The sequence below is a fragment of the Streptomyces sp. NPDC028711 genome, from assembly GCF_055565415.1.
In genome coordinates this window covers 1-12,479 of the sequence record NZ_JBVHUJ010000014.1, presented here as the reverse complement: position 1 = coordinate 12,479, position 12,479 = coordinate 1, and the positions used below count along the sequence as shown (strand labels likewise).

Genomic DNA, 12,479 nt, shown 5'->3' with positions numbered 1-12,479 from the left:
GGACCGCTCAGCGGTCCCGGTCCGCGCCTCCGCGCGCTGGGGGCCCGCTCGCCGGGCGTCTGACCGCGATGCACTCGACGTCGATCTGATCGGCCAGGTCGCTCAGCTGGCGGACCAGGGCGAGGACGGTTTCGGGATCGAGGTCCGTCTCGCCCGCCTCGGTCGACCGCAGCCATCCGGCGCCGATCCGCCGGAGCAGGCCGGTCACCTTGGTGGCGGGGATCAGCAGCTCGCCGCGCGAGGCGTAGATCAGGGGTATCGACGTGTTCATGATGCACCGACCTCCGCCGCGGGGTGGAAGGGAAGGGGGCGGACGGCCGCGGCCCGGCCCTCGGGGTGCGGCTGCCCGGCACCGCCGGTGCTACACGTCCCACGATGCGCCTCGTCGGGCGCTCGTCGGGCGTCTCGTCAGGCCTCGCGTCGGGCCTCGCGTCGGGCCTCGCGTCGGGCCTCGCGTCAGGAATCGAGAAGCGGGGGCGGTCCCGCCCAACTAGCTTGTGGGCATGGATCTCACCATTCACACCACCGTCCTTCCGCACGACGACCCGGACGCCTCCCTCGCCTTCTACCGCGACGCCCTCGGCTTCGAGGTGCGCACCGACGTCGGGCAGGGCAGGACCCGCTGGATCACCGTCGGGCCCCCCGGACAGCCCGGTACGTCCATCCTGCTCGCGCCGCCCGGTGCCGACCCGGGGATCACCGAGGCCGAGCGGCGCACCATCGCCGAGATGATGGCCAAGGGCACGTACGGCTGGATCCTGCTCGCCACGCACGACCTCGACGGCACCTTCGAGAAGGTGCAGTCGGCGGACGTCGAGGTCGTCCAGGAGCCGACCGAGCAGCCGTACGGCGTCCGCGACTGCGCCTTCCGCGACCCGGCAGGCAACCTCGTCCGCGTCCAGGAGCTCCGCTGAAAGGGTTCTCCTCATGTGTCATCCTGCGTGGATGAGCGCACTGAACGAGGCGCAGCGCCTCAGTGACCTCGCCCGGTTGCGCCGTGTCCGCGACCGGATGGACCGGGAGTACGCGCAGCCGCTGGACGTCGAGGCGCTCGCCCGCGGCGTGAACATGTCGGCGGGGCACCTCAGCCGGCAGTTCCGGCAGGCCTACGGCGAGTCGCCCTACTCGTACCTCATGACGCGGCGCATCGAGCGCGCGATGGCCCTGCTGCACCGTGACGACCTCAGCGTCACCGACGTCTGCTTCATGGTCGGCTCCTCCTCGCTCGGCACCTTCAGCACCCGGTTCACCGAGCTCGTCGGCGTACCGCCCAGCGTCTACCGGCGTCAGGTCGCGGACGCCGAGGCCGGACTGCCGTCGTGCGTGGCGAAGCAGGTCACACGACCCGTCAGGAATCGAGAAGCACCGGCGGGCACCCCCCGCCTAGCGTGATTCCCATGAACGCCATCGCCTCCGTCACCCTTGAGGTGGCCGACCTTCCGGCCGCCGACCGCTTCTACACCGCCTCCGGTCTGGGCGCCCATGTGCGACTGCGGGCCTCGGACGCGCCGGCCACCGGCTTCCGCGGGTTCACGCTGTCGCTCACGGTCTCCCAGCCGGCCGACGTACGACTCCTCGTCGACGCCGCCCTGGCCGCCGGCGCCGCCGAGCTCAAGCCCGTGGCGAAGTCCTTCTGGGGCGTCGGCGGCGCCTTCCGGGCCCCGGACGGGACCATCTGGAAGGTCGCGACCTCGGCGAAGAAGGACACCGGCCCGGCCACCGGCCGGGTGGACCAGTTCGTCCTCCTGCTCGGGGCCGCGGACGTGGCCGCGAGCAGGAAGTTCTACGTCGAGCACGGCCTCACCGTCGGGAAGAGCTTCGGCCGCAAGTACGTCGAGTTCACCACCGGCGACAGCCCCGTCAAGCTCGCCCTGTACGGGCGCCGCGCCCTCGCCAAGGACGCCGGTGTCCCGGTCGACGGCGAGGGATCGCACCGGATCGTGCTCGGTGGCGAGGGCACCGGCGCGCCCTTCACCGATCCGGACGGGTTCGCGTGGGAGGCCGCCGCCGTGTCCTCCGCCTCCCACTGAGCCACCGTCGCGCCGCAGCCCCCTCCCTGCCCGGTCCCGGGCAGGGAAATCGCGGTGACGTCACCGTATGAATTCGAAGCGACGCGGGGCGAAAATTTGTCATGTAAACACACGGGATGGCGCGTGTCGCAATTCTTCACCCGGCACACATCGCGCCACCGTGCTACTGTCGATATCAGTTGCAGTTGTGGGTCCCGAACGACGAGTGCCCCTTCCGGTTCATCCGGCGCTGGGCACCCTTTTTCATTTCCGGGCTTTTTCCGGGCGGGGCGATCATCGCAGCGACGCGGAGCACACAGGGTGTGGGCTCCGAGCACTGCCCCGAAGGAGAAATGACATGGCTACTGGCACCGTGAAGTGGTTCAACTCGGAAAAGGGCTTCGGCTTCATCGAGCAGGACGGTGGCGGCCCCGACGTCTTCGCCCACTACTCGAACATCGCCGCCCAGGGCTTCCGTGAGCTGCAGGAAGGCCAGAAGGTGAGCTTCGACATCGCGCAGGGCCAGAAGGGCCCGACCGCCGAGAACATCGTCCCCGCCTGACGCCAGGCGCTGACGCGTAGCACAAGCTGACGAGCTGAGGCCCGCACCTTTGGGGTGCGGGCCTCAGCTCTTTGCACCTCATCGCCGGCTGCGGGAATATTCCGGCCGGCCCTCTTCTGGACCACTTCTGGACCGCTTCTCCGCAGGAGTCATCATGCGCTGTGTCATCGCCCGCTTCCCGTTCGAGCTGACCAAAGCCGGAGTCCTCGAATCGATGAAGGGCGTCAAGCCCGAGCCGGCCGTCGGTGACGTCGTCGTCATCGGGCGCCGCCAGTTCCCCGTGAAGCAGGTGGGCGAGGTCGTCACCCGCCAGGACCGCCGTGATTTCAGTGCCGGCGAGGTCGTACGGGCGATGACGAAGCTCGGCTTCACCTGCCTCACCGTCCCCGCCGAGCAGCCCGCTGAGCAGCCCACCGAACAGCGTTTCGACACGTTCTGAGGCCCCCGCCGACACGCGGGAGGCCGAGCGGGCGGCGGTGGCCGCGTGAGTACGGCTGCCCAGCCGCCGCCCGTCGTCGTGCGTGGCCCGCTCAGTTGTCGGAGTAGTGGAAGTCGCCCACCGTCCAGGCGCTGACGTCCGAGAGGGCGACCCGGTACATCCCGCCGGTCTCCGGGATGCCGACGGTGCCCTGGAGGATCCGGGCGAGATGGAAGTGCAGGTGGGTGGGTGGCCCTTCCTTCCGTTCGGAGGGGCTGAAGATCCCGGAGAACTCACCGAGGCGGGTGGAGTCGGTCAGGACCTCGGACACGCGCTGTCGCCACAGCGCTTCCGGGGCCAGCCGACCGGTGAGGACCACACCCCCCACGACCACCGTGAGGGACATCTGATTGCTCTGCCCGGACTCCACCGTGGCGGCAATGTCAACGAGCAGCTCGTCAGGCTTCGACATGGAAGCCGATTCTAGGCGCCACCCCCACCATCGGCGGAACGCCCGTCCCCACACTCCCTAGAGCGGTGCCGTGTCGTCCGCCGGGAAGGCCGGGCCGTGGCCCGGGACGATCACGTCGGCCGTGGCGAGGACCCGGAGGCGCGAGTCCTTCAGGACGGTGTGGTCCGGGGCCACCGGGTCCTCCACCGGGCCGTTCGGGCGCCACCAGAGGTCGCCCACGAAGGCGACGACACCCTCGCCGGTACCGGCGAGGAGCGTGATGTCCTCGGGGCTGTGGCCAGGGGTCCGGATCAGCCGCAGGGACGGGGCGAGTTCGTGGCCCTCGGCGTCGCGGTCGGTCCACTGGTCGTTCTCGTAGATCGCCTTGTGGTCGTGGACGCGGGCCCGGCCGAAGAGGCCGACGTTCATGGTGTTGTCCGGGTGGTGGTGGCTGAGCACCACATCGGTGATGTCGTCGGGGCCGAGACCGAGTTCCGCGAGCGGGCCGAGGATCCGGTCGCGGCTCGCCACCATGCCGGGGTCGACGATCACATGCCGGTCGCCGTCGCGTACGTAGGAGACGGTGGCGGCGACCCCCGGGCCGGTGGAGAGCGTGTAGCCGGTGGTCAGGATCGTGTACGTGGCGGTGCGGCCGCGGGGCGCGTCGTCGTGGTGTGTCATGCCCCCAGTCTTTCTGCGGCGCCCGGCCCGCCACGAGTGGCCGCACTGCCATCGATCGCGGGAATCGTGCCACGTACGTCCGCGTGCGCGTGACCCGGCTCGACACGCGTGCGCCTCACGCCCGCGTGCCAGACTCGCCCCCATGCCACCGCCCTTCGTGACCGTCGCCGCCTACGCCCCGCACCGGGTCGGCATGCTCGGTGCCGGGATCGTCTCCGAGGTGTTCGACGCCCGTGGCGGGGACCTGCCCCGCTTCGACTTCGCGCTCTGCACCGACCGGCCGGGGACCGTCCGCACCGACGTCGGACTGCCCCTCGTGGTCGAGCACGGCCTGGACCGGCTCGCCGCCGCCGATCTGGTGATCGCGCTGCCCTGGGCGGAGTTCCGTACGCCACCGGGGCCCGCCGTGCTCGACGCGCTGACCGCGGCGCACGCGCGCGGGGCGCTGGTCGCCGCCCACTGCGTCGGCGCGTTCGCGCTCGCCGCGGCCGGGCTGCTCGACGGCCGGCGGGCCACCACCCACTGGCGGTTCGCCGGGCTCCTCGCCGAACGCCACCCCGACGTCACCGTCGAACCCGACGCCCTCTACGTCGACCAGGGCCCGATCGTCACCGGCGCGGGCGCCGCCGCGGGCTTCGACCTGTGTCTGCACCTGCTGCGCCGGGAGTACGGGGCCACCACGGCCAACGCCATCGCCCGGGACCTGGTGCTCCCGTCCCACCGTGACGGCGGCCAGGCCCAGTACCTGGCCACGCCCGTCCCCGAGGACAGCCGGGACGAGCGGCTCACCGGCGTCCTCGCCTGGGCCCGGGAGAACCTCCACGAGCCGCTGCCCGTCGCCGAGCTCGCCCGCAGGGCCCTGATGAGCCGCCGCTCCTTCGCACGCCGTTTCGCCGCGTCCACGGGGACCACCCCGCACGCCTGGCTGCTCTCCCTGCGGCTCGGCCGCGCCGAGGAGCTCCTGGAGACCACGGACCTCCCGGTCGAGGAGGTCGCCCGCGCGGTCGGCTTCGGCAGCGCGGCGGTGCTGCGCGCCCAGTTCGTACGCCGCCGCGGCGTCCCGCCCCGCTCCTACCGCCGCTCCTTCAGCCGCACGCCGACCGCCTGAGGCCGGTGGGGCCCGTGCCCCCGGGGCCGTGCGGGATCATGCCGTCATGAAGCTGCGCTGTGCCGTACTCGACGACTACCAGGGTGTCGCCCTCGCCTCCGCCGACTGGAGCCCGCTCGCGGACCGCGTCGACGTGCGCGTCCTGCGCGAGCACCTCACCGACCGGGACGCGCTCGTCGCCGCCGTCGAGGACTGCGAGATCCTCGTCGTGATGCGCGAGCGCACCCCCGTCGACGCCGCGCTCCTCGCCCGGCTGCCCCGGCTCCGGCTCCTGGTCACCTCCGGGATGCGCAACGCCTCCGTCGACGTCGCCGCCGCACGCGCGCGCGGGGTCACCGTCTGCGGGACCGCCAGCAGCTCCGCACCGCCCACCGAGCTCACCTGGGCGCTCCTCCTCGGCCTCGCCCGGCACGTCCCGGCCGAGGCACGGGCGCTGCGGGAGGGCGGGCCCTGGCAGTCCACCGTCGGCGCCGACCTGGCCGGCCGGACCCTCGGGCTCGTCGGCCTCGGCAAGATCGGTGCCCGGATGGCCGGGATCGGCCTCGCCTTCGGCATGGACGTGCGCGCGTGGAGCCCGAACCTGACGGAGGAGCGCGCGGGCGAGCACGGCGTGCGGCTCGCGAAGGACAAGCGGGAGCTGTTCGCGGACAGCGACTTCGTCTCGCTCCACATGGTGCTCTCCGACCGCACCCGGGGCCTGGTCGGGGAGCCCGAGCTGCGGGCGATGCGCCCGCACGCGTACCTCGTCAACACCTCACGCGCGGGTCTCGTCGACGCCGGCGCGCTGCTGCGGGCGCTGCGGGAGCGGTGGATCGCGGGGGCGGGCCTCGACGTCTTCGAGACCGAGCCGCTGCCGGTGGACGACCCCCTGCGGTCCCTGCCGAACGTGCTCGCGCTGCCGCATCTGGGATACGTGACGGAGGGAAACTACGGGCGGTACTTCGGCCAGGCGGTCGAGGACATCGAGGCCTTCCTGGAGGGCGCGCCCGTACGCGAACTGGCCTGAACCGTATGTCGGCCGTCCACGCGCGCGCGTACGGGAGCCGGCCCGATCCCCGGCCCGAGCGAAGCGGCCAGCGCCTCCGCTAGCCCAGGCTCGTACGCGCCAGGTCGAGGAACTCCTCGTCCGACAGGCCGAGTTCGCGGGCCTCGGTCGCCGCCTCGCGGAGCCGGGAGACCAGGCGGGCGCGGTCGGGTGCGGTGGCGCCGGGGACGATGACGGCGCCCCGGCCGCGGCGGAGTTCGATCAGGCCCTCCTCGCGGAGCCGCTGGTAGCCGCGGAGGACGGTGTGGACGTTGACGCCGAGGGAGTCGGCGAGTTCGCGGGCGGCCGGGAGGCGCTCGCCGGGCGCGGCGGAGCCGTCGGCGAGGGCGCCGCGGACGCAGGCGGCGATCTGGTCGCCGAGGGGGGCGGCGGAGGCCGGGTCGACACGGAAGAGCACGGTCAGACCTTCCCATGGCGGTCGGCGAGCGTGTTGAGGAGGGCGGCGGCGGTCCGCGCGTCGGGCACGGTGACCACGAACTCGCGCCCGCTGCTCCGCCGTACGACGAGGGCCTCGCCGGTGTGGAGGACGACGCCGGTCCTGTGGGCCCGGACCCGGTACCCCCAGCCGCCGAAGTCGGCGATCACGGCGGCGGTGTCGAGCTCCCTGACGTCCGCGCCCACGACGTCGTCGAGCGGCACCCGGACCCGGGGCCGGGGCACGAGCGAGGGCCTGACGGTGACGCCGCGCCGGTCGACGGCCACCCGGACGCGGGCGAGGGCGAGGCCCGGCACCCCGACGACGAGACCGAGCAGGGCGAGCAGCGCGGCGGGCCGGGGCGCGAGGAGCAGACCGGCCGGGACGGCGGCGAGGGCGAGCACCGCGAGGACGGTCAGCGGGCGGGAGACGGTGGCGCGGGACCAGCCGGCGACCTCGCTCGCGCCGAGCGTGAGCCGGGGGCCGTCGGCCGCGCCGGCGTGGGCGGCGGGCGCGTCCGCGGGGACGAGCGAGGCCAGCGCCCATCCGGTGAGGCCGAGGACCGCGGCGGCGGCCGCTCCGACGGCCAGGTCGGTGAGCGGGGTGACGACCCGGGCGGGATCGGTGGCGTCCAGGTTGTTCCGTACGAGAAGGACGAGCAGCGCTCCGAGGAGGCCGGCCGTCGCCCACGCGCCCCAGAGGGCGGTCCGGCGGACGAGGAGCGTCCAGCCGGCGCCGAGTCCGAGGAACAGGGCGGCGCTGACGACGGCGAACGCGGCGCGGCCGGTGAAGCCGTCGGCGCGGTCGCCGTCGCCGGCGGTGAAGTGGGTGGCGAGGGGGTCGGGGAGCCGGTCCTGCCAGAGGGCGAGCAGCAGCAGGTACGCGACGAGGGCGAGGGCGAAGGGGAGCGCGGCGAGGGTGCGGAGCAGGGGCGTGGGGGTGAGGGTGGATCGGTGCATGGAAACCTCCATTGTTCGCACCAGGATAGAACAAGTTGTTCGTACTTCGCTAGAACAACTCGTCTTCTCTTCGGGATGCGGGCGCTGATCATCGACGGTTGACTGGCCCATATGCCCACGAACGGGGAGATACGCATGCGCCGTCGGCCCGCCACCGCCACCCTCACCGCCCTCGCCTTCCTCACCGCCGCCTTCGTCACCGGCTGCGGCAGCGACGACGACAAGCCCGACCCGATGCGTGGTCAGCAGTGGGGACTCGACGCGCTGAAGCAGCCCGACGCCTGGAAGACCTCCCAGGGCGAGGACACCGTCATCGCCGTCGTCGACACCGGCGTCGACCTCGACCACCCGGACCTCAAGGGCCGGCTCGTGGACGGCTACGACTTCGTCGACGACGACGACGAACCCAAGGACATGAACGGCCACGGCACCCACGTCGCCGGCATCGCCGCCGCCCACACCGACAACGGCATCGGGGTCGCCGGCGGCGCGCCCGGCGCGAAGATCATGCCGGTCCGGGTGCTCGGCGCGGACGGCAGCGGCAGCGACGCCGCCATCACCAAGGGGATCGTCTGGGCCGCCCAGCACGGCGCCGACGTCATCAACCTCTCCCTCGGCGAGTCCGGCCTGATGGCCCGCCTCCTCAAGGGTGGTGTCCTCAACCAGGCCATCTCCGTCGCCAACGGCAAGGGCGCGGTCGTGGTCGCTGCCGCGGGCAACGACTCCACCCTGCTCCAGCCCTACGAGGTCGACACGCCGGTCCTGGTCGTCAACGCCGCCGACGAGAACGGCAAGCCGGCCTCCTTCACCAACTTCGGCGCGCGGAACGCCGTTTCGGCGCCGGGCGTCGACATCCTGTCGACCCTCCCCACGTACACGACGAAGGAGACCCTGAAGAACACCTCGGGGTACGGAAAGCTCTCCGGCACGTCGATGGCCTCGCCGTACGTCTCCGCCGTGGCCGCGCTCCTGCACCACCAGGGCCTGGACCCGGCGGCGGTCATGCGGACGATCCGCGACTCGGCCGCCAACCCGGAGAACCTCGCCAAGCTGGGCCTCGGGAACGTCGACGCGGCGGCGGCCGTGAAGGCCGCCGCCGCGTCCGAGAGGTAGCCGTCAGTTCCCGCTGTCGTCCAGGACGGCGCGCAGCGCCTCAGCGAACTCCGCCGGGGCGCCGTGCTGCCCGAACTCGCCGCCCAGGAAGCCGCCGTGGTGGCTCGGGAAGACGGCGAGCGGGGTGCCGAGCCCTTCGGCGACCGCGGCCGCCGCGCGGGCGGCGAACTCGCCCTCGGACTCCTTCCCCGCGGCGACGACGATGCGGGCCGGCGCGGCGCGCAGCGCGGTGAAGTCGGGTCGGTAGGACGTGCAGCCGCGCATGTTCTGGCCGAGCAGCGGGTCGTCCCGCCTGCCGTCGTCCTCGGCCGGCAGGCCGAACGCGGCCGGGGAAGGGGCGGGCTCCTCGGCCCAGTTCGCCGGGAACTCCCCCTTACGGCTCGTCAGGGTCAGGAACTTGGCCATCGCGGGCCCCCACCCCTCCCGCAGATAGGTCGCGTGGACGTCCGCGCAGACCCCGAGGGCCGCCTCGCGGTCCGGGACGACCTGGGCCGTCGGCGGCTCGTGCGCGACGAGGGTGTGCACCAGGTCGCCGCGCCGGGCCACCAGGGCGAGGGCGTTGACGGCGCCTCCGCTGCTCGCGAAGACGTCCACGGGACCGGTGCCGAGCGCCTCGATCAGCCGGGCCAGGTCGTCGGCGTGCTCGTCGGGGAGCGTCTCCGCCGCGCCGTCGGTGCGCTCGCTTCGGCCCACTCCGCGCGGGTCGTACGTGACGACGGTCCGGTCGGCGAAGTGGGAGGCGAGGGTGGTGAAGCCGCTCGCGTCCATGGGGGAGCCGACGAGCAGCAGGGGACGGTGTTCGGTCCCGGCGCCGGGCCGCACGTCGTAGCGCAGGGTCGCGCCAGTGGTCTCCAGGGTCCGGGTCTCGGTCTCGGCCATCGGTCTCTCCTCGGTGGTGGGACGGTCAGGGGGTAGACCCCCGTCGCCACCGGAACTCATCGGCCGCGCGGCCGGTGAGCGGACCTTCTCCACAGGACCCCGTCGGGCGGAGTCTCTACTCGGCGCCGCAGTCGTGGCCGTCGGCGTCCACCACGACCCGGTCGAGCAGTCCGCGCAGCAGCGTCCGCTCCGCCTCGGTGAGATCGCCGAAGAGCTCGCTCTCGGCCGCGGTCACCGCCGCGTCGACCCGTTCGAGGGCCGCCGAGCCGGCCTCCGTGATCTCCACGATGTGACGACGCCGGTCGGCCGGGTCGCGCCGCCGCTCCGCGAGCCCCGCCGTCTCCAACTCGTTGAGGACGGCGACGAGTTGACTGGGATCGATCTCCATCGCGGCGGCCAGGTCGCGCTGCCCCATGGCCCCGGGGGCGAGCTGCATGAGGGTCATCGCGTTCCTGGGGTGCAGTCCGGCGACGCCCAGGGCGGCGCGGATGCGCGCGCCGGTGAGTTCCCCGCGGAAGGAGAGGAGGAAGCCGAGGCGGTCGGTCGGGAGAGCTGCCATGACACCCACCGTAACAGCGGCTCCATTGTGGAGCGAGGGCAATCGTTGATACAGTTCAACGATTGAAGTCGTCAGATCATTGGAGTACACCCATGTTCATCGGTTATGCCGTCGTCGCCGCACTGCTCGCCTTCGCGCTCTCCGCCTCCTCGTTCCTGACCTTCACCCGCAACGCGCAGATCGTCGGCAGCATGACCAAGCTGGACGTGCCCGAGTCCTGGATGCCGGGCCTCGCGACCCTGAAGGCGGCGGGCGCGATCGGCCTGCTCGTGGGGCTCGCCGTGCCGCTGCTCGGCGGGGCGGCGGCGATCGGCGTGGTTCTCTACTTCGTCGGCGCTCTGATCACGCACCTGCGGGCGAAGGACTACGAGGTGGCGCCGGTCATCGTGCTCACCGTGCTCGCGGTGGCCGCCCTGGTGCTGCGCATAGCCTCCGCCTGAGCCCCAGCCCCAGCCTCCATTGCGAGACGAAACGTCTTGCGGCGGGTCCGCCGATGCCGTACGGTCACGCACATGAGACGAGACGTCTCGTATCGTTTATGTCGTCGACGTCCGGAGACCGCCCTTGTTCCCTGTCCGATTCCCTGACCGATTCCACGTCCGGCTCAGCGAGGTCAGCAAGCGCTACGAAAGCCCCTCTCCCCATGACCGGCGGAGGACCGTGCTCGACCGGGTCTCCCTCACCGTCCGCCCCGGCGAACGCCTCGGCGTCGTCGGCGACAACGGCTCGGGGAAGTCCACCCTCCTCCGGCTCCTCGCCGGGCTCGACGCCCCCGACAACGGCACCGTGACCGTCGACGTCCCCGGCGGACTCGGCCACCTCGCCCAGACCCTGGACCTCCCCCCGACCGCCACCGTCGGCACCGCGATCGACCACGCGCTCGCGGACGTACGGGAGCTGGAGCGGGCGATCCGCGCGGCCGAGGCGGTCCTCGCCGTGACCGGTGACCTCACCGGGTACGCCGAGCTGCTCGACGCCTACGAGGCGCGGGGCGGTCCCGGGGCCGACCGGCGGGTCGCCACCACGCTCCGGCGGCTCGGCGAACCCGGTCCGCTCGACCGCGGCCGGCGGCTCGGGACGCTCTCCGGCGGCCAGCGGTCCCGGCTCGCCCTCGCCGCCGTGCTCGCCTCCGAACCCGAACTGCTGCTGCTCGACGAGCCGACCAACGACCTCGACGACGAGGCCGTGGCCTGGCTGGAGGAGCGGCTGCTCGCCCACCGGGGCACGGTCGTCGCCGTCTCCCACGACCGGGTCTTCCTCGACCGGGTCGCCACCGCCGTCCTGGAGGTCGACGAGGACCGTCACACCCTGCGCCGGTACGGCGACGGCTACTCCGGCTACCTCGCCGGACGCGCCGCCGAGCGGGCCCGCAGACGGCGGGAGCACGAGGAGTGGAAGGCGGAGCTCGCCCGGTACCGGGCGCTCGCGGACACGAACATCGACCGGTTCTCCGCCATCCCCCGCAAGGCCCCGGCCGCGTTCAGCGGGGCGGGCGCCTTCCGGGCCCGGTCACGGGCGCACGGGGCGATGGGCCGTATCCGGGCGGCCCGCGAGAGGCTCGCCCGGCTCACCACCGACCCCGTGCCCGCACCCCCGGAGCCCCTCCGCTTCCGGGCGGACCTCATGGGCGAGGGCGCGACCGTCGACCTCGACGGCGTACGGGTCGGCGGCCGGCTCCGGCTCGACGGCCTCCACCTCGCCGCGGGCGAGAGACTCCTGGTCACCGGAGCGAACGGCGCGGGGAAGACCACCCTCCTGAAGGTCCTGGCGGGCGAACTCGCCCCGGACGCCGGCACGGTGAACGTTCCGGCCAGGGTCGGGCTGCTGCGTCAGGAGACGGCCCCACCCACCGACCCCCGTACGGTGGGCGAGGCCTTCGGAGTGGACCGCACGGACGCACTGCTCGCCCTCGGTCTCTTCTCCGCCGGGGACCTGACGACCCCGGTCCGGTACCTGTCGACGGGACAGCGCCGGAAACTGGAACTGGCACGGCTCGTCACCGAGCCCGCCGATCTGCTCCTCCTCGACGAGCCGACCAACCATCTGGCCCCGGCGCTCGTGGAGGAGATCGAGGCCGCGCTCGCGCTGTACCGGGGCACGCTGGTCGTGGTCACCCACGACCGCCGGCTCAGACGGGGCTTCCGGGGCCGCCGTCTCGAACTGACCCCGGAATCCCTCCTCACGACCTAGGGGGTGTCCGGAAAGTCATGGCAGCCAGAGGCGAAGGCAGGCGAGGGTGACCATGGCTTGGTAGTGCCGGGCTCGTTTGTCGTAGCGGGT

The 12,479-nt window shown here is 72.8% G+C and carries 17 protein-coding genes; 10 read left to right on the top strand and 7 right to left on the bottom strand.

Annotated elements, in window-relative coordinates:
• Positions 1-7: 7 nt before the first annotated feature.
• On the bottom strand, positions 8-271 hold the full coding sequence (locus ACZ4VK_RS32790; RefSeq protein WP_468360269.1) for a DUF6213 family protein: 264 nt from the start codon (positions 269-271) through the stop codon (positions 8-10).
• A 232-nt stretch (positions 272-503) separates the two neighbouring features.
• Here ACZ4VK_RS32790 and ACZ4VK_RS32785 point away from each other — a divergent pair, with 232 nt between their 5' ends.
• The 5 genes from ACZ4VK_RS32785 (at position 504) to ACZ4VK_RS32765 (ending at position 3,010) form a co-directional block, all read left to right on the top strand.
• Positions 504-914, top strand: coding sequence for a VOC family protein (locus tag ACZ4VK_RS32785; RefSeq protein ID WP_468360266.1), 411 nt, complete (start codon positions 504-506; stop codon positions 912-914).
• Between the two features lie 31 nt (positions 915-945).
• On the top strand, positions 946-1,392 hold the full coding sequence (locus ACZ4VK_RS32780) for a helix-turn-helix transcriptional regulator (RefSeq protein WP_468360263.1): 447 nt from the start codon (positions 946-948) through the stop codon (positions 1,390-1,392).
• A gap of 5 nt (positions 1,393-1,397) precedes the next feature.
• Entirely contained in the window at positions 1,398-2,030 is a 633-nt protein-coding gene (locus tag ACZ4VK_RS32775) for a glyoxalase (protein ID WP_468360260.1), read from the top strand.
• A 337-nt stretch (positions 2,031-2,367) separates the two neighbouring features.
• Positions 2,368-2,571, top strand: a complete 204-nt coding sequence (locus ACZ4VK_RS32770; RefSeq protein ID WP_030210008.1) for a cold-shock protein — start codon at positions 2,368-2,370, stop codon at positions 2,569-2,571.
• A 154-nt stretch (positions 2,572-2,725) separates the two neighbouring features.
• A complete protein-coding gene (locus tag ACZ4VK_RS32765) occupies positions 2,726-3,010 on the top strand; it encodes an SCO5918 family protein (RefSeq protein ID WP_468360257.1) in 285 nt (94 codons plus the stop codon).
• 91 nt (positions 3,011-3,101) lie between these two features.
• On the opposite strand, the gene ACZ4VK_RS32760 is transcribed toward ACZ4VK_RS32765, so the two are convergent.
• Both ACZ4VK_RS32760 and ACZ4VK_RS32755 read right to left on the bottom strand, forming a co-directional pair.
• Positions 3,102-3,461 (bottom strand): hypothetical protein, encoded by a 360-nt coding sequence (locus tag ACZ4VK_RS32760; protein WP_468360254.1) that lies wholly within the window; start codon positions 3,459-3,461, stop codon positions 3,102-3,104.
• A 57-nt stretch (positions 3,462-3,518) separates the two neighbouring features.
• Positions 3,519-4,121 carry an MBL fold metallo-hydrolase gene (locus ACZ4VK_RS32755; RefSeq protein ID WP_468360251.1) on the bottom strand — a complete coding sequence of 201 codons (603 nt, stop codon included), beginning with the start codon at positions 4,119-4,121 and terminating at the stop codon, positions 3,519-3,521.
• Positions 4,122-4,263: 142 nt separating this feature from the next.
• On the opposite strand from ACZ4VK_RS32755, the gene ACZ4VK_RS32750 reads away from it, so the two are divergent.
• Both ACZ4VK_RS32750 and ACZ4VK_RS32745 read left to right on the top strand, forming a co-directional pair.
• Positions 4,264-5,229: a GlxA family transcriptional regulator gene (locus ACZ4VK_RS32750; RefSeq protein ID WP_468360248.1), complete on the top strand. Its 966-nt coding sequence runs from the start codon at positions 4,264-4,266 to the stop codon at positions 5,227-5,229.
• A 46-nt stretch (positions 5,230-5,275) separates the two neighbouring features.
• A complete protein-coding gene (locus ACZ4VK_RS32745) occupies positions 5,276-6,235 on the top strand; it encodes a D-2-hydroxyacid dehydrogenase family protein (RefSeq protein ID WP_468360245.1) in 960 nt (319 codons plus the stop codon).
• Between the two features lie 79 nt (positions 6,236-6,314).
• Here ACZ4VK_RS32745 and ACZ4VK_RS32740 read toward each other — a convergent pair whose 3' ends face one another.
• A complete protein-coding gene (locus ACZ4VK_RS32740) occupies positions 6,315-6,671 on the bottom strand; it encodes a GntR family transcriptional regulator (RefSeq protein ID WP_468360242.1) in 357 nt (118 codons plus the stop codon).
• A 2-nt stretch (positions 6,672-6,673) separates the two neighbouring features.
• Positions 6,674-7,648: a hypothetical protein gene (locus ACZ4VK_RS32735; RefSeq protein WP_468360240.1), complete on the bottom strand. Its 975-nt coding sequence runs from the start codon at positions 7,646-7,648 to the stop codon at positions 6,674-6,676.
• A gap of 135 nt (positions 7,649-7,783) precedes the next feature.
• Between ACZ4VK_RS32735 and ACZ4VK_RS32730 the strand changes: the two genes are divergently transcribed.
• Positions 7,784-8,761 (top strand): S8 family serine peptidase, encoded by a 978-nt coding sequence (locus tag ACZ4VK_RS32730; protein ID WP_468360238.1) that lies wholly within the window; start codon positions 7,784-7,786, stop codon positions 8,759-8,761.
• Between the two features lie 3 nt (positions 8,762-8,764).
• On the opposite strand, the gene ACZ4VK_RS32725 is transcribed toward ACZ4VK_RS32730, so the two are convergent.
• Positions 8,765-9,640 (bottom strand): alpha/beta fold hydrolase, encoded by an 876-nt coding sequence (locus ACZ4VK_RS32725; RefSeq protein ID WP_468360236.1) that lies wholly within the window; start codon positions 9,638-9,640, stop codon positions 8,765-8,767.
• Between the two features lie 115 nt (positions 9,641-9,755).
• On the bottom strand, positions 9,756-10,199 hold the full coding sequence (locus tag ACZ4VK_RS32720; RefSeq protein ID WP_468360234.1) for a MarR family winged helix-turn-helix transcriptional regulator: 444 nt from the start codon (positions 10,197-10,199) through the stop codon (positions 9,756-9,758).
• Between the two features lie 92 nt (positions 10,200-10,291).
• Here ACZ4VK_RS32720 and ACZ4VK_RS32715 point away from each other — a divergent pair, with 92 nt between their 5' ends.
• Positions 10,292-10,639 (top strand): DoxX family protein, encoded by a 348-nt coding sequence (locus ACZ4VK_RS32715; RefSeq protein ID WP_468360232.1) that lies wholly within the window; start codon positions 10,292-10,294, stop codon positions 10,637-10,639.
• Positions 10,640-10,763: 124 nt separating this feature from the next.
• Positions 10,764-12,389 (top strand): ABC-F family ATP-binding cassette domain-containing protein, encoded by a 1,626-nt coding sequence (locus tag ACZ4VK_RS32710; protein ID WP_468360229.1) that lies wholly within the window; start codon positions 10,764-10,766, stop codon positions 12,387-12,389.
• The last annotated feature ends 90 nt before the right edge of the window (positions 12,390-12,479 follow it).